The organism is Niastella sp. (assembly GCF_045805085.1).
GTDB lineage: Bacteria > Bacteroidota > Bacteroidia > Chitinophagales > Chitinophagaceae > Niastella.
In genome coordinates this window covers 1-21,775 of record NZ_JBJMLX010000254.1, presented here as the reverse complement: position 1 = coordinate 21,775, position 21,775 = coordinate 1, and the positions used below count along the sequence as shown (strand labels likewise).

Here is a 21,775-nt window from a genome sequence, read left to right as displayed (position 1 = left end):
GAACACGGCCGGGGTTATCAGCCAAAATGACGAAAATTTAATTAAAATGGCGAGATATCTGAGATTATATCTCGCCAAAATTAACCAAAAAATAGAATTTTGGCGAGATATATGTAAGGCGATTTGTAAGTTATTGACTTTCAACGAAAAGGCCCCGGCATTACCGGGGCCTTTTAAATATATCTCTACTAGATTGAAAAACTAAAAAGTATATCTCAACCCAGCTTGCATTTGGTAACGTGAGCCAAAGAAATCAACTGAATAGGGCTTACCAGGGTTAGCCCAGGTATAGGTTGGGTAAGCGCCAGCTGTAGCAGGAGCTGTTACCTTTAGCCCGGTTGATGCCATTGAGTTGAAAGTATTTGGTGAGAAATATACTTTTCCCCAATTACTGTTCAACAAGTTGGTTAAGTTAACAATGTCATAAGTAAATGTGATCGTATGTACATTCTTTCCAACGGTTAAGTTGAAATCCTGTGCAAGACGAAAGTCCATTGTAGTATTCCAGGGTGTACGTCCGCCATTGCGTTCAGTAAAATCACCACGACGTGTCTTCAGGTACTTGTCGCCATTTACATAGTTGTCAAACGCAGTAGCCATCGTTTGATCAGCAAAGAATTTACCCAGATCTTCAGTTTTTGGAATATATACCAGACTTTGTGATTGACCGGTTCCGTCATACGTTGTGTTGATCAATCCATAAGAGTATGGTACGCCTGAAGCAGCGCTGAAGTACAATGAAAGGGTGGTAATGTACTTCTTGGCATTGTTCCAGTCTAATCTGTAATTAGCAGTAGAAACGATCCTGTGGCGGGTATCGAAGTTAGAATAGGCCAGTCCTGGGTTGTTAGGACTCAATGCCTGGTTCAACTGCCAGTTAGATTCCATTGAGTTACGGATACCGTTGGTGATATCTTTTGATTGACCATAGGTATAAGCTGCATTTACAGTAAGACCAAAATCAAATGCTTTGGCGACCTGTGCAGTGATGCTGTATCTGTTTCCTTCTTTTGTATTGCTCAGCAAATAAGCGTTGGTGTACGCTGTGTTGATCTTTGCACCTGAGTAAATAGGTTGCTGATGCTTGGTGTCATAAACGTAATAAGTAGGATTGTCTACATAGTTGATCTGCTGAAATTTCAGGTCATAGATCACCTTTGTATAAATTCCTTCCAGGGTAAATTTCCAACCGGCAGGTAATGTATAATCAAATGCTAGGCTGCTGCGCCATGCCTGTGGCATTTTAAATTTATTGTCAACTAAGTCAACCTGGGTGGCGCCGTTGGCATCCTTAATATCCTTGTTTTGATTCTTTACAAAATTTGCTTCACCTATATTACTGCTGAGGGCGTCTTTGATAGGATCGGTTCCAGCAGCATATGGTGTAGACGATTTTTGGTCATAGGCGCCATAGGTAACCCCATTGTTATAATAGGCATAACCCAGCCATGCAAATGGTATACGGCCAGTGAAAATACCGGTACCACCTCTGATGATGAATCGTTGATTACCCATTACATCATAATTAAATCCGAGGCGGGGCGACACCTGCAATTGTCCCAGGAAGTCGTTTTTAATATCTTTTGGCAGGGTATAGGTATAGGTTGTGCCATAGTTAGGATCAACAGGGGCTGAGGTTGTTTTGGGGCTCAGTGGCTGTTTGTTTGGTAAATCGGCCAGATCAACCCGGATACCAGGTGTCAGTTTCAACTTGCCCACCCGGATCTCATCCTGCGCATACAAACTGTACAGATTGATCTTGAAGGCTGCAGGCGGATTGTTCCAGATGTAATCACGGGTATTATCCGTATAATTAAAGTTGGTTCTAACCCGGCTAGGTTTGTTATTGAGGAAGTCGTTAACACTGCCATAAGCAACGCGGCCGTTCCAGGAGTTCACAAATCCATAGGTAATATCGTAGAACTCATTGTGAGTTCCGAATGTAAAAGTGTTATTTCCTTTAACCCAGGTAAAATTATCGGTGAATTCATAGGTCTTCTGTTTCATGTTGAAGATGGCCCCTTCTCTATCTGTACCCAGGAAGATGGTACCGCCATTGGAGGCGATCTCAACTTGTGGTAAAGATGGGTTAGAAGCTGGCTGTCTGTAGTCATGAATGTTTGAATAACCAAGCACCAGGCTATTTGATAAACTGCTGTTGAAGTTTGATTTCAACTCCAATACGGTAGAAGTTTGATTGTTCACCTGTTTGAAATCGATATCGCCAAAGCGGAAGTTCTGTTGGTCACGCTCCAGGTTGGTAGCGGATGAAGTGATCGTATTATTTCTGAGCGACAATCTGTGCTTGGGGCTGATTACCCAGTCTAACCGGTTGAAGAACTTGGTGGAATTAGAATAGATAGTAGTATTTCCATAAGCGCCGGCGCCATTGTCAATACCATATTTATTGCGCATAACCGAATCGATAGATTGGGCCTGTGCGAGGGAGATGATCGTGTTATCACCAGAACCTGCGGCCAGGATAACGGGGTCTACGCGGCGGGTGATCTCTTCATTGGTAAAGAAGAAAAGCTTGTTCTTGATAATGGGAAGACCTACTCTGAAACCGGTTTGATAGTCGTGGAATTCTGTAGGCAGTTTGCTTTTATCACCAGCATTGTTAGGCCCTACCAAAAAGGCAGACCGGCCAAATCCATATACCGAACCATGCACCTGGTTGCCTCCGCTGCGGGTTACGGCATTGATACTGCCCCCGAGGAAGTTACCGATCTTTACATCATACGGGGTAAGATATACCTGAACGTCCTGGATGGCATCTAATGATACCGGATTGGTGCGTGTACTGCTACCTGGCTGTCCGGAAGCATTGGTTTGGCCTCCGAGTGAAGGACTGAATCCGATGGCATCATTGTTAATAGCACCATCGATGGTAACGTTGTTATAGCGGAAGTTGGTACCGGCAAACGAGTTATTATTACTTTGCGGCGTAATTTTAGTCATGTCCTGCAGGCTTCTGCTCAACGTGGGCATATTCTTTATCTGGGTTTGCCCTACACTTAAATTAGCCCCTTTTAAGCCGGTTCTGGCAGAAATAGTAACCTCCGTTAAGGTTTTAGACGCTTCTGTCAATTGTGGATTGATGGTGTTGGAACCCAGTATAAGGCTAACATTTCTATCATCAGTATTAAAACCGATCGAAGAAAAACTGATGGTGTAAGGGCCACCGGCTTGAAGGTTATTTAAGTAATAATAGCCCTTGCTATTACTCACTGCTTTGGTAGTAAACCCTGTGGGCTCATGAACCAGCGATATGGTCACTCCTTCCAAAGGCGCACCTTTACTGTCTTTTATTATACCCGTCAATGAAGAAGTGGTTTCCTGTGCATACAAATCAGGAAAGAGATTAAACAAACAAAATAACAAAAGTAATCGTGTAATTAATTTTGTAATATTCATATAATGAGCGTTGATTTCTTTTTAGTTCTGGTACTGGTTTTATTTAATAGATTAAACTTTGGAACAGATTTGTTGGCAAATGCGAAGATTAATGCGCGCGTTGCGCTGTATCTTCTGATATTCACTCACCAGGTGTTTAAGTTGTTTTGTTTTGGAATCATATTCTGCGAATATGTTTTCGAGTAAAAACAACTCTTTTTTAAGTTCAGTAACGATTGCTTTTGCGGAAAAATCATGCAAACCAACAACTTCCAGTTTTTTAATAAAGTCATCCATGGTTTGTGAAAAGCCCATGTGTTGGGTTGTGGAAATATTAGCCATACTCATTGTTATGAGTGACAGAATAATGCGCTGTAAAGCGCTTTCAAAAAGGGTCGGTGTAGTTACTTAAGGATTAGATCGATGGTTGGTTGTTATCCGGAGGATTGTAATCACAGTAAGAATGATCTTCAAAAAGGAACCGCGTATTGCTTAATGTTGGGCGAAAATTATTTAACTGCTGGCAAGTTGGCTTTACATACCAGTCTTTTATATGATCGGCCCAACAGATAATTAATGAAATATGGCCGATATTGTTCTTGGAACGGGGTCTGTCGTCAGTCTTGCCCTCTTTGATCAGATTATCATTATGGAATAGCCCTTCTAATATGAACTCTGAAATAGAATCAATGTCATCATATTTTTCTACATCAAACCAGCCAATGCTATTGGTAAGATGGTCTAAGTCTACACTCACATCCAATGTGTGCAGTGCAACCAGTAAGACAATTAGTCTTGAAAAGCGATATCTGATCAGTGCTTTCAATGAGCCGCAAAGCTATTTTAACTTTAATTACGCGGGGCATGGGCGGGTATTATCAAATTGTTACCTAATGTTATCAAATTGTTAGGCAAATAGTAACGTGTAAAAAATAAGAAAGGCCGCTATTGCGGCCTTTCTCTGCTTTGTAGATTATTTAGGTTAGCTGTCCCCCCCCCCCCCCGCTTGCTCCGGCGGCAGATAACAGCGGAACGTAGCGCCATTGCCAGGTCTGCCTTCTGCAGTGAGATAGCCGCCATGGGCATTGGCTATTTTTTGACAGATCGTAAGTCCGGTACCTGAGCCCCGGTACTCTTCGCGCGAATGCAGGCGCCCGAAGATAGTGAACACCTTGTCTGCATCGGCCTGGTTAAACCCAATGCCATTATCAGTTATACTGATGCATAAAAATTGTTCTTCAAAGTTAGGCCCTTCAATCTTCTTTTCAATAGCGCTGACTATTTCTATCACCGGGGTATTACCGGCCGGTTGAAATTTGATCGCATTATCTAAAAGATTATAGAATAAACTGTACAACATTTCCTGCGAACCGGTAATAACCGGCAGATTGGCGACGTGAATAACGGCGCTCGTTTCTTTTATCTTTTTTTCCAGTGAGCCCACTACCTGTTGCAGCAGTTGTTGTAAGTTCACCTGGGTATGGGTAATATTGAAGCTGTTCAGGCTGCTAAGGGAAAGTATATCATCGAGTAATAAATTTATCCGGTTCAGCGATGCCTGTATCCTGCGCAGGCCGGCCTTGCTGCTGTTCGATAAACGAACACCATCCTGGATCATGATCATCTCCAACGTGGTATAAACCTTTTTTATTGGTTCTTTCAGGTCGTTACTCGTTATAGTGGTAAAGGTGGCCATCTCCGCATTAGCCTTTTCAAGCAGTTGGTATCTTTCTTTTAATGCATGGTTCAATTGTTCCAGCTTTCTTTCCGCTTTTATCCGGTGCGATACATCATGCATGATGTTCATCACGCCTATGATCTTTTTATCATCATCGAATAACGGGATAAAATGATTCTCGTAGAAGCTTCTGTAAAAGATTTCAGCTTTCGCCGGAAGAAAACATTTTTTTCCCTGGAAGGCTAAGGTGAAGGCATGCATGGTTTCAATATCTTCCTGTAACTGAGGAAATATTTCCACAAGATGCTTGCCAAGCGCTTCTTCTTTTTTAATTCCGGTAATAATTTCATTGGACTTGTTCCAGCTAATGATCTCCCAATTGTTGTTGATAGCCATTAAACGGTCAATGCTGGCGTCATTCAATTTTTCAGCAAGATGCATTTCGTCGTATTGGTTTGTATTGCTGACCATGGTTAGAAGGTTTATTGGTGCTACAAGTAGTATATGAATAGTAAATTAAGTGTTTTCATTTTTTTTATAAAATATTGATTTTGTACTTCAAAGGTAGTACCTTTAAGTACTATCGTAATGCTGATTACGATCAGCGTATACATCATCTTTCTCTTTGGCCCGCTGTGGCAAAAATTTTCCTATAAAGATTATACCACACATTGATCCTTCACCGGAAAATGATTGCATTTCCTGATTCAAGTCTCCCAATGAAATCCACGTTCATGCTTAAACATTAAACTAATCTTATGACCTTACATGTACTGATCATTGATGATGATGAAGATGAGTTGATGGTAATAACAAAAGCCCTTGAAAGGTTAAACATTCCATTTAAATGCACGCTGGCAACCAGCGGTGAGCAGGGTTTAAAGCAACTGTTTTCTGTGAAACCTGATATAATCTTTGTCGATTACCAAATGCCAGGTATGAATGGCCTGGAATGTTTGCGTGCAATCAGGAAACTTGAACATTGCAACAAGACATTGGTGATCCTGCATTCCAGTGTAATGGAGAAGCGTATTCAATTGATGGGTAGCGATCTGGGGGCGTCTGCCTGTATCAATAAACCTGATTCAGTATCCCAATTAACTCATTTCCTGGACAGCTTTTTACACGAGCATGCATTAATGTAACCCGCTCAAAAACAAAACATGCCTATGTTTGCGTATCATTCATTTTATTGAGTACGCTGATGAGCAACGCAAAGGAAACGGCCCGGTTTAAAGAGATCAACAAGGCTTTTTTATCTCCCCATTCCAAAATAGTATTAATTGCCTCGCACCGGGGTATCCACCACGAATTTCCCGAGAATTCTATGGCTGCTTTTAAAAAAGCAATTGAGTTGGGTATCGATATTATCGAAATTGATGTGCGTCATACCCAAGACGATTCATTGGTGATCATGCACGACGCCACCGTTGACCGGATGACCAACGGAAAAGGCCGCGTTGACGAATTTACTTTCTCAGCGCTCAGGAAGCTGCGCCTGACGTTCAACGGGCAGGTAACCGAGGAAAAAATTCCCACACTGGAAGAAGTGCTTACGCTGGCAAAAGGAAAGATCCTGGTTGATCTGGATATAAAAACCAACTGCCTGCCCCGGGTTATGCAGCTGGTGCAACAAACACAAACCGAAAACACCTGCTTTTTCTTTTTAAGCAAGGACTTTCATGACAAAATGTTGAAGGAGAAAAACCCGGAATTGAGAACGCTGGTAAGAACGCGTAGCGAAGCTGATGTTGACGCTTTATTTTCGGTAACCAAAACCGAAGCGGTTCATATTGATGAAAAACATAATATCGAAGCTGTAACTAATAAAATAAGAAACAACGGCGCCCGGGTATGGATCAATGCCCTGGGTGAGGTAGATAAAAAAGCTGCTGCCGGCGACCTCGAAGCTTATGGCGAATTAATAAAGAACGGCGCCAATATGATCCAGACCGATTACCCCGCGCTGTTATTGAAATACCTGAAAAGCAAAGGTCTTTATTATAATTAAGGGCGCAACTCAATGAAAATCAACCATTCTTAACATTTCACCCCCTGATTATAAATAGTTGGGTCCTCTGTTTAAATTATTTAACCAAACCCCAAATCCCATATCTTCATAGCAATGAAATACCTGAAGATTTTATATGTGCAAGTGATCCTGGGCATCATAGCCGGTATACTGGTTGGCTGGCGGTTTCCTGAGTTTTCGCCAACGGCCAAACTCATCAGTGATACCTTCATCAATATGATCAGGATGGTGATCACTCCGGTGATCTTTCTCACCATTGTGTTGGGGATCTCCGGCGCCGGTGATATGAAAAAAGTAGGTCGCGTAGGGTTAAAATCCCTGATCTATTTTGAAGTAGTGACCACGCTCGCGTTGGTGATCGGCCTGATAACCGCCAACCTGGTAAAACCCGGCAAAGGCATAAAAGCCAGTACTACCGCTACCCAACAGGTAACAGAAATTTCGGAGCAGGCCAAACATATGAACTGGGGCGAATTCTTCTCGCACATTGTTCCCTCCAACATTGTCGACGCCTTTGCGAAAGGTGACATTTTACAGGTATTGTTTTTCAGCGTGCTGTTTGCCATTGGCTTGAAAATGCTGGGCAATTCCGGCAAGGGGTTGCTCAATACATTTGAAAACTTCAATAAGGTATTGTTCAATGTGCTGAAGATAGTGATGCGGTTAAGCCCTGTCGGCGCTTTTGGCGGTATGGCCTACACCATTGGCAAGTTTGGTTTTACTACCCTGATCGTTTTAGGTAAACTGATGTTGACCTTCTACCTCACCGGCATTGTTTTCATTTTTGTAGTGCTCAACCTCATCTGCCGGTATTTTGGCATCAGTTTGTGGAAGCTGTTAGGTTATATAAAAGAAGAAATTTTAATTGTGCTGGGCGCCAGCAGCAGCGAGGCGGTATTGCCCTCTGTGATGCAAAAATTAACCGCGGCTGGTTGTGAAAAAGAAGTGGTTGGGCTGGTAATACCCACCGGGTACAGTTTCAACCTGGATGGCACCACTATTTACCTGAGCATGGGCGTTATTTTTCTGGCGCAGGCATTTAACATCGATCTTTCCTTGGGGCAGCAGCTAACAGTAATAGGTATCCTTTTGCTAACCAGTAAAGGCGCCGCCGGTGTTACGGGCAGTGGCTTTATTGTACTGGCCAGTACCCTTACCGCATTAAAAGTGATCCCCCTCGAAGGGCTGGCTTTATTAATAGGCGTTGACCGTTTTATGAGTGAAGGCCGGGCTATTATTAATTTCATAGGCAACACCATTGCAACCGTGCTCATTGCCAAAAGCGAAAAAGCACTGGACATTACTACCTATCAAACGATTGTTGAAAAGAAAAAGACAACAGTGGTTCCCCGAGCGCCTATAGAAGTTAACCAGTTGACCAGTTAACAAGTTAACAAAACCGAGCGGAGTTGATGGCTCTATTCATCATACTGGTCAACTGATCAACTGGTTAACTCGTCAACTTGTTAACTTGTCAACTAATTACTAGTTTAGTGCCCCAAATAAACAGGACATGAAAAAAGCATCTGTTTTACTCATTGTATCCATTTTATTTATAACAGCCTGTAATAATTCCGATTCCGAAACCGCTGAAAAAAAGAAGAATACCATAGCCTGCCCCTCCGGTGGTAAGGTAGATGTTGCCACCATAGAGCGCATCACCGGAATGAAGGGTGTTGAAAAGAACGGCGAATACAAGATCACCGTACCGCAGAACGATCTTAAAATGATGGTGGATGGGTTTAAAATAATTCCACCCATGGGGTTAAGCAGCTGGGTTGCTTTTACTCCCTGTGGCGACAGCGCCATGGTAATGGGCGATTTAATCCTAACAGAGATTGATTTAAAATGGATCCAACAGGAAGTGGTGAGCCAGGGATTCTCTATTACGGCCATCCATAACCATTTTGTGCGCAACCGCCCAACAGTGATGTATATGCACATTGATCGTAAGGCCAATATTACCACCCTGGCCAATGGCGTAAGATCAATCCTCAACAAAATAAAAGAAATAAGAGGCTTGGATCCCGCAGGCGAAAAAGCCGACAGCGTACAAAATACCCTGAATGTTGCCCAGCTCGATGGTATTATGGGACAAAAGGGTGAAATGAACAAAGGCGTTTACAAGTATACCATCGGCCGGCCCGATGTGCAATTGTTGGAGCACGGCATTCCCGTAAGCAGCTTTATGGGTTTCAATACCTGGGCTGCCTGGCAGGGCACACCGGATAGAGCGGCCGTATGCGGTGATTTTGTGATGCTCGAAGCCGAAGTAGCGCCGGTAATAAAGGCATTGGTGATCCATGGCCTTGAAGTGGTGGCCGTTCATAATCATATGGTACATGAAGAACCCAAAACATTTTTCCTGCATTACTGGGGCGTGGGCAATGCCGAGCAAATGGCCAGGGGACTACGGGCTGCGCTGGATGAAACCGGGAAAGGCATGGCCCATTAGAGTATACAAAGGCTTAATTTACATTTCTATAGAAAGGTTAATTGAATTTCGGATATTTGCGGCAGAAAAGACATGGTGACAAAACCATGTCTTTTCAACTTATATAATATGGAAATCCTGATTATCCTGCTGTTGATCCTGCTTAATGGAGTTTTTTCCATGAGTGAGATTGCCCTCGTTTCCTCCCGGAAATTCAAGCTGGAGAATGCTGCCCGCAAGGGAAATTCCAACGCCCGCAAAGCACTGGAACTGGCAAACAACCCCAACACATTTTTATCAACCGTTCAAATTGGCATTACCCTCATCGGTATTTTGACCGGTATTTATAGTGGTGAGAAAATAGAAGACAACCTGCGCCTGGCTATTGAAAAAATTGACTGGCTAAAAGAATACTCCCAAAGCGCTTCAGTGGCTGTGATCGTTGTGGTGATCACCTTTTTCTCCATTGTTTTTGGCGAACTGATCCCCAAACGCATCGGGTTGATGTTTCCTGAAACAATCGCTTCCGTGATGGCCACCCCCATGATCCTCGTTTCAATCATTACCAAACCCTTTATTTGGTTACTCACCAAAACAAATGATATCTTCCTGGGCCTCTTCGGCCTGAAAGAGCAAAAAGATGTAATTGTAAGTGAAGAGGAAATAAAGGCCATTGTACAGGAAAGCGCCGAGGGGGGCGAAATTCAGCAAATTGAACAGAACATAGTAGAAAGGGTTTTTGCCCTGGGCGATATAAAAGTAAACGAATTGATGACGCATCGCAGCGACCTGCAGTGTTTCAATATCACCGACGGCCTGGCCGTCATTAAAGAAAAAGCACAGATCGAAGCCCACTCCGTGTATCCGGTTTATAAACAAACAATGGATAACATGGTAGGCGTTGTGTCGGTAAAAGATATTTTTCCAAAAGATTTCACTGTAACAAAATTTAACCTGGCCGACTTTTTACGGCTGCCGGTAATGGTACCCGAATCCGCGCCTGCTTATAAGGTGCTGGAAAAATTCAAGGAGAGCAAGATGCATTATGCTTTTGTGCTCGATGAATATGGAACGGTGATAGGCATGGTGAGCATGGACGATATCCTTGATGCCTTGATTGGTGATGTAACCGAATACAACCAGCAGGAATTTCAGATCATCCGGCGGGATGACAACAGCTGGCTGGCAGATGGCGGTTATCCCTATTTTGAGTTTTTGAATTACTTCCATTTACAAAACCGGAAGCTGGAAGAAGGCGAGTACAATACGCTGGCTGGTTTGGTATTGCATGTGACCGGTTATATCCCCAATACCGGTGACGTCATAAAATGGAACGAATTTGAATTTGAGATAGTTGACCTGGACGGTCCAAAGATTGATAAGATCCTGATTAGAAAGAAATAAAACGTTTTGCTGACATTATATTTTGGCGCGTTGTTAAAAAAATATTTTGATTATTCATTAAACGCCGTAGTTTAGTCCCGTTGTTCGCGGAATCAAGATCCTGTTGGCCCGTTAAATTAAACGCTGAAAATCCTTGGCATTTCAACCTGAATACATTGAGATTGATTTACTGAAGCTGGTTGCTGACGGTGACAGGAATGCGTTTACCCAGATCTATAACAATTACCGCAATAAAATTTACTCCATCGCCTACGAGCTTACCGAATCAACAGGCGTAGCGGAAGAAATTGTACAGGATGTTTTTTTAAAGGTTTGGGTAAAAAGGGAAACGCTTCATGAAGTGGAACATTTCAGGGCTTACCTGTTTACGATCACGCGTAATTATGTATTTGCAGCCTTAAAAAGAATTGCCCGCAGGGAAAGCCTGGAAGTAAGCGCTATGGAAGGCACACCGCTGTATCACCACGATACCGAGGACCAGGTGCAGCACAACGAATACACCCGCATTTTACAAGCCGCCATCGACCGCCTGCCCGAACAACAAAAGCAGGTATACAACCTCATAAAAAAAGAAGGCCTGAAAAGGGAAGAAGCCGCCGCCGCGTTGCAGCTGTCGCCCGAAACCGTAAAGACGCATCTGGCTGCTGCCATGCGCAGCATCAGGACCTATTGCCTTACCCGCCTCGACGTTACCATTGCGTTGATCATCCTGATGCGTCATTATTAACTAGCTGATCCTCACTGTAAATCCTGCTCCCCAAAAATTATTTTAAAATATTTTCACCCACACTCACCCAAACAGGTTTGCGCAGCACTCTCTATTTGTACAGGTGACCCAAGTGTAACAACGGTCAAAACACCCAACTGTAGATTATGGCTTCAAAGCTGGAATATTTATTAAACAGGTACGCTGATAAAACGGCAACGCCCGAAGAGAAGGAAGAGCTGATGCGTTTGCTGCAGGAAAACAGCAACGATAAAACCGTGCAACAAGTGATAGATAAAATGATTGCTGAACGGCCTGTAGCGCATGAGATGTCTGAAAAAACGGCCCAGGCTGTATTACAGGCAATCTTTGAAGCCGATGAAACCCCGGTGGTTACTATGGGAACAACACCTGTACGCCGCATGCCTTACTGGCGCATCGCAGCAGCCGCAATTGTATTGCTGATGGTAACAGCTGGTGGCCTGTTGTGGATGAACAATAATTCCAAAACACAGGTAGCGAAAGTTGATAAGAAGAATGATGTGGCGCCTGGTGGTAATAAAGCGGTGCTTACGTTGGCCGATGGCAGCACCATTGTGCTGGATAATGAAAAGAATGGGGTGGTAGCGCAGGAAGGCAATGCAAAAGTAGTAAAGCTGAAGAATGGACAATTGATGTATGCAAAAGCTGATCGTCAATCGGCTGATGCAAATGCGCCAGTGGTATACAACACCTTGTCAACACCTAAAGGCGGTCAATACAATATTGAATTACCCGATGGAAGTAAAGTGTGGTTGAACGCAGCCTCCTCCATCACGTATCCCACCACCTTCAATGCAAAAGAAAGAAAAGTGCAGGTTACCGGTGAAGCCTACTTTGAGGTAGCCAAGTTAGTGACCGTAAAAGATGGTAGGCGCGTGCCTTTTACTGTTGACATTGTCGCTGCTGGAAACTATTCCCCCCCAACCGGGGGGGCTAGGGTGGGTCGTCATGATTTAGGACAGGTACAGGTGTTAGGTACACACTTTAACATCAACGCCTACGACGATGAAGAAGCTGTGAAAACAACGCTCCTGGAAGGCTCTGTAAAAGTTACCAAAGATGTTGCCTCTGCTTTATTAAAGCCGGGCGAACAGGTATCCTTATCCCAGTCATCCCATTTATCCCACCCCATCCCAGTTCAGACAGATGCGGTAATGGCCTGGAAGAATGGAGTGTTCCATTTTGAAAATGCCGATATAAAAACAGTGATGCGGCAGGTATCGCGCTGGTACGATGTGGAAGTAGTTTATAAAAGAAGCCTTGATAAAGATGATCCTTTGTTCTTTGAAGTAACACGAAACACCAATTTGTCTGACGTGTTACGGGTGTTGAACCTGGCCGGCGGCGCCAGATACAGCATCCTGGATAAAAAGATCATTGTCCAATAATAGTTCTGATGTAACGCTGAAAAATTCGATTACCCTAATTAAAACATTGAAATGTCCCATGAAAATCTTTACACAAATAAAGAGAAGGATCGTCATGCCTAAAATGCTGTCCGCAGTATTGTTTTTGATGATCCTGTTCACGCAAACGGCTTCGGCGCAACGTGTGTTCGCGCATCCTGGCATCAGCCACAAACGCTCTGACCTTGACCGTATGAAATATATGGTGCAGGCAGGCAAAGAACCCTGGAAAACCTCTTTTACAAACTTCACCAGGAACACGTACGCCAGCTATAACTATGCGGTACAGGGCGATCCCAGTGTTACCAGCCTGGTAGTAAACTCAACCGACGCTGGCTTTAATTACGAAAAATTCAAGTACGATGCATTGGCAGCCTATTATAACGCCATCATGTGGTATATCACCGGTGATGATAGAAATGCGCAGAAAGCAGTACAGATCTTCAATGCATGGGCAAACCTCAAACATATTAATTCAGGTGGAACGCAGGCGCTGGATGCAGGCCGCGTGATCTGGAAAATGCTGGAAGGCGCTGAGATCATTAAAAGCACCTATACTGGCTGGTCAGCAGGTGACGTTGCCAAATTCAAGGCAATGCTGGTATATCCTGGTTATTCAACTACACAGGAGCCAACTTCAGCACTCCAAACTGAAGATGCTACCTTCTACTGGTATATGTACAATGGTGATCCAGGTCGTCATGGCAACCAGGGCATTTTTGCCATGCGCGGTATTATGGCGATGGGGATCTTCATGGATAATGAAGTGATGTACGATCGCGCCCTGCGTTATTTAACCGGTCAGCCTCACCGTGCAGATGATTTACCTTATCCGTCAGGTCCACGTTCGGTGTCGGCCAATCCTACGGCTACCTACGATTATTACGACGAATATACCCTGGGCACAACCGTGGGAACAACACCCGACTATGGTTATAATGAACTTATTGGCAATTACATCTGGGAAAACGGTCAGTGCCAGGAAGCCTCAAGGGATCAGTCGCACCCGGTTACCGGGGTTGCCATCATAAACACCATGTGTGAAATGGCCTGGAATCAGGGCTATGATATGTATAGCTTCCTTGACTATCGTCCATTACTGGGAATAGAATTTGGAATGCGCTACAATGCATCGCTCAACTATTCATTCTCCGATCAACCTGCACCCTGGGAACCTACTGCAGCAAGCGGTGAATTCATTCAGCGCAGAGACCGTACCGGTCGCTGGTTCTCCAAAAAAGTAAATCCTTATTCAGAAAAGGAGTTTACCAAATTGACAAGAGGAACGAATTTTAAATTCAGCGAATATCCTTTCCATGAAATGGCATTGGCGCATTACCGTGACCGTGTTGGCCTTAGTCCCGACAAATACAAATGGTTGCAACGCGTGTTCGACATTTCAACAAGAGAATCTGGTGTAGAAGGACAGGGCTTCCAGGTTGACTTCCCTGGTTGGGGCGGTCTTACTTTCCGTAGACCAGCCAATTGTCCTGGTGATCCCGTTGAATTTGTAAATGGCCAGCCAGTTTACAGAATGAACCTGGCGCCTGGTAAAATTGAAGCGGAAAATTTTGACCACTTCACTACCGATGGACAGGGCAAAGTATACAATGATAATACAACCGCCAATACCGGTGGTCAATATAGAACTGGTGAGGCCGTAGATATCACCACCTGTTCAGAAGGTGGCTACGCAGTAACCGGTTTGGAAAATGGCGAGTGGGTTAATTATACCATCGCAGTTCCACAGGCTGGGACGTACAAATTGAAAATGCGTTATTCAGCTGTGGCTGCCAATGGCGCTTTGAAAGTAGAGTTTGATGGTACTGACAGAACCGGTGCGTTTGGTGTGCCTTTCGGCAGTGTGTTCTCAACAGGCGCCAATGACTGGCGCGAGATCACTGTGGGTTCAGCCTTCTCCCTGCAGGCTGGTGTGCAAAGCATGCGCGTATCCATCGGCGGCGCCAGCAATGCATTCAACATTAACAATTTCACCCTGGTTTATATAGGAAGCCTGCAGGCACAAACGATCAACTTCGGTAATATCCCTGTAAAGAAAATGGGTGATCTCGAGTTCGAGCCGGGCGCTACAGCCACTTCAGGTTTACCTGTTTCTTACACCAGCTCTAACCCCGGCGTTGCTACAATTGTAGATGGCAAAATTCACATCGTTGGTTCAGGTGTGGTAACCATTACGGCTGCACAACCCGGTGATGATAACTATGCGGCAGCAACCAACGTAGCACAAACATTAACCATCACAGGCATTGCCGCCGGTGACTATATGTCAACGGGCAATATGGCCTGGAACGGCGGTACATGGAACATCTCGAATGGGAATGGCGGAGTAAGTGGCACCACTACTACGGCGCCAACCAGCAGTACCAATGTGCATATAATGCCGGGGCATACGGTCACCCTGGCCACTACGGCCGGGGTCAGTAAAAATCTTACCGTTTACACCGGAGCTACCTTGTTACAACAGGTAGCTCTCACGGTTTCCGGATTAACTGTTATCAGCGGTACGGAAACTATGTCAAACACCCTTACTGTAAATGATTTCTCAATTACAGACTCAGGGGTAGTGGCTTCACTGACGGCGCCTGCAGGTAGTGTACAGAGCCTGATCACCAACAAGGCTACCACCATTGCCATCAATGGTCGTTTGGGTGCGCCAGCCGGTTCAGCAATAACCGCTGTTGGTTCCGGTATCAGGGTGTTTGTAAGTGGAACAGGAAACACCACCTTTACTGGTAACGGTGTGGTGAACATTGCCCGATTCTCTCCTAATGCTGCACAAAGCTCTACGCAGAACATAGTGATTGATATAGATATGGAGTTGCGCAACTACGCAGGTGCCACAGTTGCCAGTCTCACTTTGCAAAATGGGAATAACGGATCTGGTATCAAGACACTTACCATTAATGAAGGGAAAACGGTTACCCTGAATGGAAACAGCGGTCTGGGCGCATTTCACGGGCAATATGGCGCCGGCTATGGCTTCAGTTCCTATAATAATACAGGTGGAAGCATGACCTATAATATTAATGGTACACTCGATTGTTCCAACGCCCAGTTTAACCTGCTAACAAATCAGCAGTCAGGGAACAATGAACTTATAGTTAATGTAAACGGAAAATTGAAACTCGGGTCTACGGTCCGGTTATTCCGTTATATACCCACCCAGAAGATCAACATTAACATTGGCGATGCCGGCATAGTTGATGGGGCTGCTTCAGCCCTGAACCTGAATAGCGCTGCCAGTGGACAAAGTATAAACGGTAGTAACTTCACCGGAACTGCTGCTGCTGCAACCGGTTTAGGGGGCGTTTTATTCAGTGGCAACAACCCGCTTGTGGGAACCTACACTTTTGCAGGTAATGGTGGTGCCGGATATGTAACCCCACCTGCTGTGATCTTCACAGGTGGTACATTATCAAACGCGCAATTGCCCACTTACGCTATTGCCAACCTTACTGATGGTGTAGTAACCGGCATCACTGTAATTTCAACTGGTACTTATAGCGTAAAGCCAACCGGTCTGCAATTTGTAGGTGGGGGCGCACCAACACAATGGTTTGTCATGAAGGGTGATAATCAGTCGGGAACCTTCACCCGCCTTACAAATGCTGGCGTGGCCACGCCTTTGTGGATTGGCGCTGGCGACAGCTACAACCCCGTAACCGTGAAACCTGCCATAGGTACGGTCTTCACAGCAAATGTAAAAAAGGGAAATTTGTCAGTGGAAATGCCTTACGATAGCCATGCTATCAACAACAGCTGGACCATTCAGCCAGCCAATCCTTCTCCAACAGATATTACTTTTGGCTACAATACTGCCGATGCCAATGCGCAATGTGATGTAGCCGCTGCTATGCGACTGGTAACAGGCAACACAGCCCAATTGAGCGTTCAGGCCGCACTCGCTGATACACCAACCACAGCTGCCGCCACCAATTACGAGGTAAGCTATACAGGTGTAACCAGCTTCCCGGTATTTAATTTATTGAATATCGGAAAACAAACCATCACATTCAGTGCTTTGCAACCTGTACTGGTAACCGATGGCGATTTTGATGCAGGTGCCACAAGTACCTCTACGTTACCAATTGACTACACAAGCGCTGATACTTCAGTAGCTACCATTGTAAATGGTAATATTCATATCGTATCAGCAGGTAAAGTAACCATCACTGCCTCGCAAAATGGTGATGTTTTTTACCTGGATGCCGACAGTGTTTCAACGCAACTGATCGTTAACAAAGCTTTCTTTGTAGATGGCGATAAAGATGGTGTAGGTGCAGGCGCAGCTGTATTATTTGCACAGAATGATGCTCCGGCTGGATACTCCGCCGACAGCACAGACTGTAACGATAATGACGCTGCCGTTCAAAAACCGCTGTTGTATTATATAGATGCCGACCATGATGGCTTTGGTGATGTTACAGCAGAAATGCTGTGTAATTCAACCGCTCCTTATGGTTATGCAACCAATAATACCGATTGTAACGACAACGATGCTACGGTGCATACCCCGGTTGTATACTATGTAGATGCCGACCACGATGGGTTTGGTTCTAATATGTCTGCTTCATTCTGTTCATCAATCCCACCTGCTGGTTATGTAACCAACAACCTGGATTGTGATGATACCAGATTATTGTATGCCGATGAGGATGGTGACGGATTAGGCGCGGGTGCTCCTGTTGCCTGTGGTGTTGCCAACAACTCAGATTGTGACGACACCAACCCGGTTCAATTAACAGTTTCTATTCCTGATGTATACGTGGTAGGTCCTGGTTCTACTGAAAAAAATACCATCTATGTCGGGTATGGTTCTTCTTCGCTGCTCCTGGTAGCTAAACCTGCGGGTGGTACTGCTCCGTATAGCTATAAATGGAGTACGAACAAGAATACACCTTCGATCACTGTTACCACTGCCGGCACATACAGCGTAACCATCACCGACGCTAAAGGATGCAGCATGTCAGCTTCGATCCGCATTGGATCAGTAAATGTATCGTGCGGCCTCCTTGATGACAAAGTGATGATCTGTCACAATGGCCAAAGCCAGTGTATTGCACAATCAGCTGTACCGGCCCACCTGAAAAATGGTGACAAACTGGGTTATTGCAATGATGATGATGCCATCTCGGATGTTACCGCTTATCCAAACCCGGTAATAGGCAACCACTTCGTGGTAAAAACACCTGATTATCTTATCAACAAGCAGATCACGATCACCCTCACCGATCTGTTTGGTAAAGTAGTGTATCAAAAAACAGTAATGAATACTTCCGGTACCATCGATGTGCAGCTCGACAGAAATGTTAAGTTGGGTATCTATGTGCTGAAAGTGAACAACATTGCAGTTACCAAGTTGCTCATACTGTAAAAATAAGTAAGAGATAAAAAGCAAAAGCCTCCCGATGCATCGGGAGGCTTTTGCTTTTTCATTATTTTTTAATCTTTCACTGTAATAAAGCCCTACTGTTGTACGTTGCTGATATCTGAAATTATAATAATATACCACTGATTGGTTTTTGTATTACTTTTGCGGCCAAGTATAAGCCCTATTTGGAAGCAGTTGAAGCCCATACCGATGAAACATTACTCTCTCTGGTAGCCGATGGAGACAAAGAAGCGTTTACCATGCTGTATCGTCGTTACTGGGAATCATTATTTGCAACAGCTGCAAGAGCGCTTCGCTCAAAGACGGATGCTGCCGACCTGGTTCAGGATATTTTTTTGTCTATCTGGAACCGCCGCCACGAAATTCGGATCACCGGTTCACTGGGCGCTTACCTGCAAACCAGTGTCAGGTACAAAGTCATAAAGTATATTGAAAAGAATATTACCCGCCGCGATTATCTTGTCTTGCTTACCGAGGTGCTTGTCAATTATCAGCCACCCGATGCCGAATCACAACTACAAATAAAAGAACTGCAACACGTCATTCAGTCGGCCGTTGAACAAATGCCCAACAAGATGCGTGAAGTATACCAGCTTAGCCGCAAACATCATTTAACTCATAAGGAAATTGCCGAACGCCTCGACATTTCAGATGAAACAGTAAAGAAGCATATCCAACATGCTTTACAAATTATTAAAACTGCCATCAGCCTGAACGCTACTACATTTGCGGTTTTGCTCCTGCAATGGATGAAGTAGTAAAATTCCGGTATTCCCAATGTGATATTTTACATGTGTGAGCTATGAATACGATTGTTTTTTAACCGATCCGGGTAAGGTATGCCTGCTTCCGGCCGCCCGGGAAAAAATTTTTTATTTTTTATACCCCCTCGGGTCTTTTTACCGGACAGTATATACGTTGCCAGAATTTTTATATGATTGTTTATGAATCAAACACAGGCAACTGATCTATTAAATAGATACAGTAGCGGAAATTGTACGGTTGCAGAGCAGCAGCTTGTTGAAGCGTGGTACCAGGAATTGGTGAACACCGGTGAGCTGGAATATGGAGAAGGAGAAAAAGGATCAATTCAGGAAGCCATTGAAATAGAATTACTGCAAAGCATTGCAACCGATGAAATACCTTATACGTCGTATACCGGGGAAACACCGGTTCGTCAAATGCACAACAGAACCTGGTGGGCTGCGGCTGCCATCCTGTTATGTTTATCAGGCACCGTAGTCTATTTGCTGAATAAAAGAGCGGCAACAGATCTGGCAAAAGCCGGATCCACTTTAAAGAACGATGCAGAGCCTGGCAGCAATAAAGCGGTGCTTACCCTGGCGAATGGCAAAACCATCCTGCTCGATGATGCTGCAAATGGGGTAGTAGCGCAGGAAGGGAAAGCAAAACTGGAAAAACCCGATGATGGAAAACTGGTGTATTCTTCTGACAACAGCAGCGGCGAGGGCCCATTGTCGTATAATACCCTGGCCACTCCCCGCAAAGGACAATACCAGTTGCGGTTACCCGATGGCACAAAAGTGTGGTTGAATGCAGCATCTTCCATTCATTATCCCACCGGTTTCAGGGGGAAGGAAAGAAGAGTACAAATAACGGGCGAAGCCTATTTTGAAGTGACGCACGATAAAGAGATGCCTTTTATTGTGGAAAAAGGCGACATGCAGGTGGAAGTGTTGGGTACACACTTTAACGTAAATGCCTATGACGACGAAAGCGCCATAAAAACTACTTTGCTGGAAGGAAGCGTGAAAGTAGTGAGGCAGTGGGCAGTTGACAGTGGGGAATTGGCAAAAGGTAAAAGGCAAAAGGCAAAGGATAAAATTCAGGAAGTTGTGTTAAAGCCAGGCGAGCAAGCCATAGCGGCGGCCCATTCATCATTGACCATTCACCATTCACCTGACCTGGAACAGGTCATCGCATGGAAAAACGGATTATTTCACTTTGAAAGTGCAGATATAAAAACGGTAATGCGCCAATTGGCCAGATGGTATGATGTAGATGTTGTATATGAGGGCCCAGCTGTTAAAAATGATCCTTTGTTTGTTGAAATTTCAAGGAACACCCGGTTGTCAGATGTATTGAAGGTGTTGCAGGAGTCGGGTAGTGCGAAATTCAGCATTCAGGGGAAAATGATCATTGTTAAATAACCCCCTAATATATGTATGTCCTATTTGAGACCATCCCTGGAAAAACCCGGGAATTCATAACCTATGAAAACGATTTCCATCACAGAATGGAAACCGGCGCCATACCATTAAGCGCTACTATAAAAGACTTTACTCATGCCGGGCTGCAACATATTCTTGCCTTGTGCAGCCGAACAACGATCCTTATCTGAAATATTGACAAACGAAGCCATGCCTGCTTAATGCAGTTCGGAGCGGTATGTCCGTCGCTGAATGTGCAATAAAAAAGGTATGTCTGAAAAATAGTGTAATAAAGTTTCCTGTTAACCTGAAACAAAAAACCGCCCCGACTGCAATCGGTGCGGTTGATAAAAATTCAGGCTAATGCAATAGAAGACTCGATATCCTTATTGTTTAACCCAAACAATCCCAACGGCAACGTCGGGAGTGCTAAATCCAAATTTATGTATTTAATTCATTGCCTCCACCGCTATTTGAAGAAAATAAAGGTGGGGCGTAAAGAACTGATCCTAATGAATTACCTAACCATTTTTCTATTAGCCACCTGTTTACATCTCTCTGCCGGCGTGTACTCCCAAAAGGTTACATTATCTGGTGAGAACATTTCTCTGAAATACGTTTTTAAAGAAATTAAAAAGCAAACTGGGTATACGTTTGTTTACAGAGAAATTTTATTGCAACGAGCCGGAAAGGTTAACATAAATGTGCGGAATGCTTCTATTCAACAGGTACTTGATATTTGTTTCAGAAATCAGCCGCTTTCCTATAGCATCATCAACAACAATATAGTTGTTGTAAAAGAAGCGGTAGTGGCCGCACCACCGCCGGTTGTGGCAGTGGAAAAACCGGTAATGGCGAAAGCGCCCCCAATAAAAATTACCGGTATTATCCTGGCTGAAAATGGCACGCCCCTGCAAAACGCCAACGTAAGTGAAAAAGGAAAATTGAATTCCGTTATTACAAAAGCCGATGGCACATTTACCATGATGGTAGAAGGGCCACAATCAGTGCTGGTTATCTCTTATGTGGGTTTTGACGATAAACTGGTGCCTGTTGGCGATCAAACCGAGCTTACCATTAAATTAACCACCAC

The 21,775-nt window shown here is 44.3% G+C and carries 16 protein-coding genes; 12 read left to right on the top strand and 4 right to left on the bottom strand.

Annotated features, from left to right (window positions below):
• Positions 1–201: 201 nt before the first annotated feature.
• From ACJ751_RS13225 to ACJ751_RS13210, 4 genes are all read right to left on the bottom strand, one after another.
• Positions 202–3,351, bottom strand: a complete 3,150-nt coding sequence (locus tag ACJ751_RS13225; RefSeq protein WP_407745972.1) for a carboxypeptidase regulatory-like domain-containing protein — start codon at positions 3,349–3,351, stop codon at positions 202–204.
• Between the two features lie 117 nt (positions 3,352–3,468).
• Positions 3,469–3,738, bottom strand: a complete 270-nt coding sequence (locus tag ACJ751_RS13220) for a hypothetical protein (RefSeq protein WP_407745971.1) — start codon at positions 3,736–3,738, stop codon at positions 3,469–3,471.
• A gap of 73 nt (positions 3,739–3,811) precedes the next feature.
• Entirely contained in the window at positions 3,812–4,153 is a 342-nt protein-coding gene (locus ACJ751_RS13215; RefSeq protein WP_407745970.1) for a hypothetical protein, read from the bottom strand.
• 225 nt (positions 4,154–4,378) lie between these two features.
• Positions 4,379–5,545, bottom strand: a complete 1,167-nt coding sequence (locus ACJ751_RS13210; protein ID WP_407745969.1) for a sensor histidine kinase — start codon at positions 5,543–5,545, stop codon at positions 4,379–4,381.
• Between the two features lie 287 nt (positions 5,546–5,832).
• On the opposite strand from ACJ751_RS13210, the gene ACJ751_RS13205 reads away from it, so the two are divergent.
• The 12 genes from ACJ751_RS13205 to ACJ751_RS13150 all read left to right on the top strand — a co-directional run.
• Positions 5,833–6,219, top strand: a complete 387-nt coding sequence (locus ACJ751_RS13205) for a response regulator (RefSeq protein WP_407745968.1) — start codon at positions 5,833–5,835, stop codon at positions 6,217–6,219.
• Between the two features lie 59 nt (positions 6,220–6,278).
• On the top strand, positions 6,279–7,085 hold the full coding sequence (locus ACJ751_RS13200; RefSeq protein WP_407745967.1) for a glycerophosphodiester phosphodiesterase family protein: 807 nt from the start codon (positions 6,279–6,281) through the stop codon (positions 7,083–7,085).
• A 114-nt stretch (positions 7,086–7,199) separates the two neighbouring features.
• On the top strand, positions 7,200–8,492 hold the full coding sequence (gene dctA / locus ACJ751_RS13195; protein WP_407745966.1) for a C4-dicarboxylate transporter DctA: 1,293 nt from the start codon (positions 7,200–7,202) through the stop codon (positions 8,490–8,492).
• A 127-nt stretch (positions 8,493–8,619) separates the two neighbouring features.
• Positions 8,620–9,561, top strand: a complete 942-nt coding sequence (locus tag ACJ751_RS13190) for a DUF1259 domain-containing protein (RefSeq protein WP_407745965.1) — start codon at positions 8,620–8,622, stop codon at positions 9,559–9,561.
• 108 nt (positions 9,562–9,669) lie between these two features.
• Positions 9,670–10,944 carry a hemolysin family protein gene (locus tag ACJ751_RS13185; protein WP_407745964.1) on the top strand — a complete coding sequence of 425 codons (1,275 nt, stop codon included), beginning with the start codon at positions 9,670–9,672 and terminating at the stop codon, positions 10,942–10,944.
• A 133-nt stretch (positions 10,945–11,077) separates the two neighbouring features.
• Entirely contained in the window at positions 11,078–11,671 is a 594-nt protein-coding gene (locus tag ACJ751_RS13180; RefSeq protein ID WP_407745963.1) for an RNA polymerase sigma factor, read from the top strand.
• A 146-nt stretch (positions 11,672–11,817) separates the two neighbouring features.
• A complete protein-coding gene (locus ACJ751_RS13175; protein ID WP_407745962.1) occupies positions 11,818–13,080 on the top strand; it encodes a FecR family protein in 1,263 nt (420 codons plus the stop codon).
• A gap of 58 nt (positions 13,081–13,138) precedes the next feature.
• Positions 13,139–18,493 carry a carbohydrate-binding protein gene (locus ACJ751_RS13170; RefSeq protein ID WP_407745961.1) on the top strand — a complete coding sequence of 1,785 codons (5,355 nt, stop codon included), beginning with the start codon at positions 13,139–13,141 and terminating at the stop codon, positions 18,491–18,493.
• A 182-nt stretch (positions 18,494–18,675) separates the two neighbouring features.
• Positions 18,676–19,269, top strand: a complete 594-nt coding sequence (locus tag ACJ751_RS13165; RefSeq protein WP_407745960.1) for an RNA polymerase sigma factor — start codon at positions 18,676–18,678, stop codon at positions 19,267–19,269.
• Positions 19,270–19,455: 186 nt separating this feature from the next.
• Positions 19,456–20,682, top strand: coding sequence for a FecR family protein (locus ACJ751_RS13160; RefSeq protein ID WP_407745959.1), 1,227 nt, complete (start codon positions 19,456–19,458; stop codon positions 20,680–20,682).
• Between the two features lie 11 nt (positions 20,683–20,693).
• On the top strand, positions 20,694–20,873 hold the full coding sequence (locus tag ACJ751_RS13155) for a hypothetical protein (RefSeq protein ID WP_407745958.1): 180 nt from the start codon (positions 20,694–20,696) through the stop codon (positions 20,871–20,873).
• A gap of 252 nt (positions 20,874–21,125) precedes the next feature.
• Positions 21,126–21,775 (top strand): STN and carboxypeptidase regulatory-like domain-containing protein (locus tag ACJ751_RS13150; protein ID WP_407745957.1); only part of this gene is annotated, 650 nt, incomplete at its 3' end.

Coding starts and splice junctions, on each gene's coding strand:
- ACJ751_RS13200 (WP_407745967.1), top strand. CDS start 6,279: ATGAGCAACGCAAAGGAAACGGCCCGGTTTAAAGAGATCAACAAGGCT.
- ACJ751_RS13185 (WP_407745964.1), top strand. CDS start 9,670: ATGGAAATCCTGATTATCCTGCTGTTGATCCTGCTTAATGGAGTTTTT.
- ACJ751_RS13190 (WP_407745965.1), top strand. CDS start 8,620: ATGAAAAAAGCATCTGTTTTACTCATTGTATCCATTTTATTTATAACA.
- dctA (WP_407745966.1), top strand. CDS start 7,200: ATGAAATACCTGAAGATTTTATATGTGCAAGTGATCCTGGGCATCATA.
- ACJ751_RS13160 (WP_407745959.1), top strand. CDS start 19,456: ATGAATCAAACACAGGCAACTGATCTATTAAATAGATACAGTAGCGGA.
- ACJ751_RS13175 (WP_407745962.1), top strand. CDS start 11,818: ATGGCTTCAAAGCTGGAATATTTATTAAACAGGTACGCTGATAAAACG.
- ACJ751_RS13205 (WP_407745968.1), top strand. CDS start 5,833: ATGACCTTACATGTACTGATCATTGATGATGATGAAGATGAGTTGATG.
- ACJ751_RS13170 (WP_407745961.1), top strand. CDS start 13,139: ATGAAAATCTTTACACAAATAAAGAGAAGGATCGTCATGCCTAAAATG.
- ACJ751_RS13220 (WP_407745971.1), bottom strand. CDS start 3,738: ATGGCTAATATTTCCACAACCCAACACATGGGCTTTTCACAAACCATG.
- ACJ751_RS13155 (WP_407745958.1), top strand. CDS start 20,694: ATGTATGTCCTATTTGAGACCATCCCTGGAAAAACCCGGGAATTCATA.
- ACJ751_RS13210 (WP_407745969.1), bottom strand. CDS start 5,545: ATGGTCAGCAATACAAACCAATACGACGAAATGCATCTTGCTGAAAAA.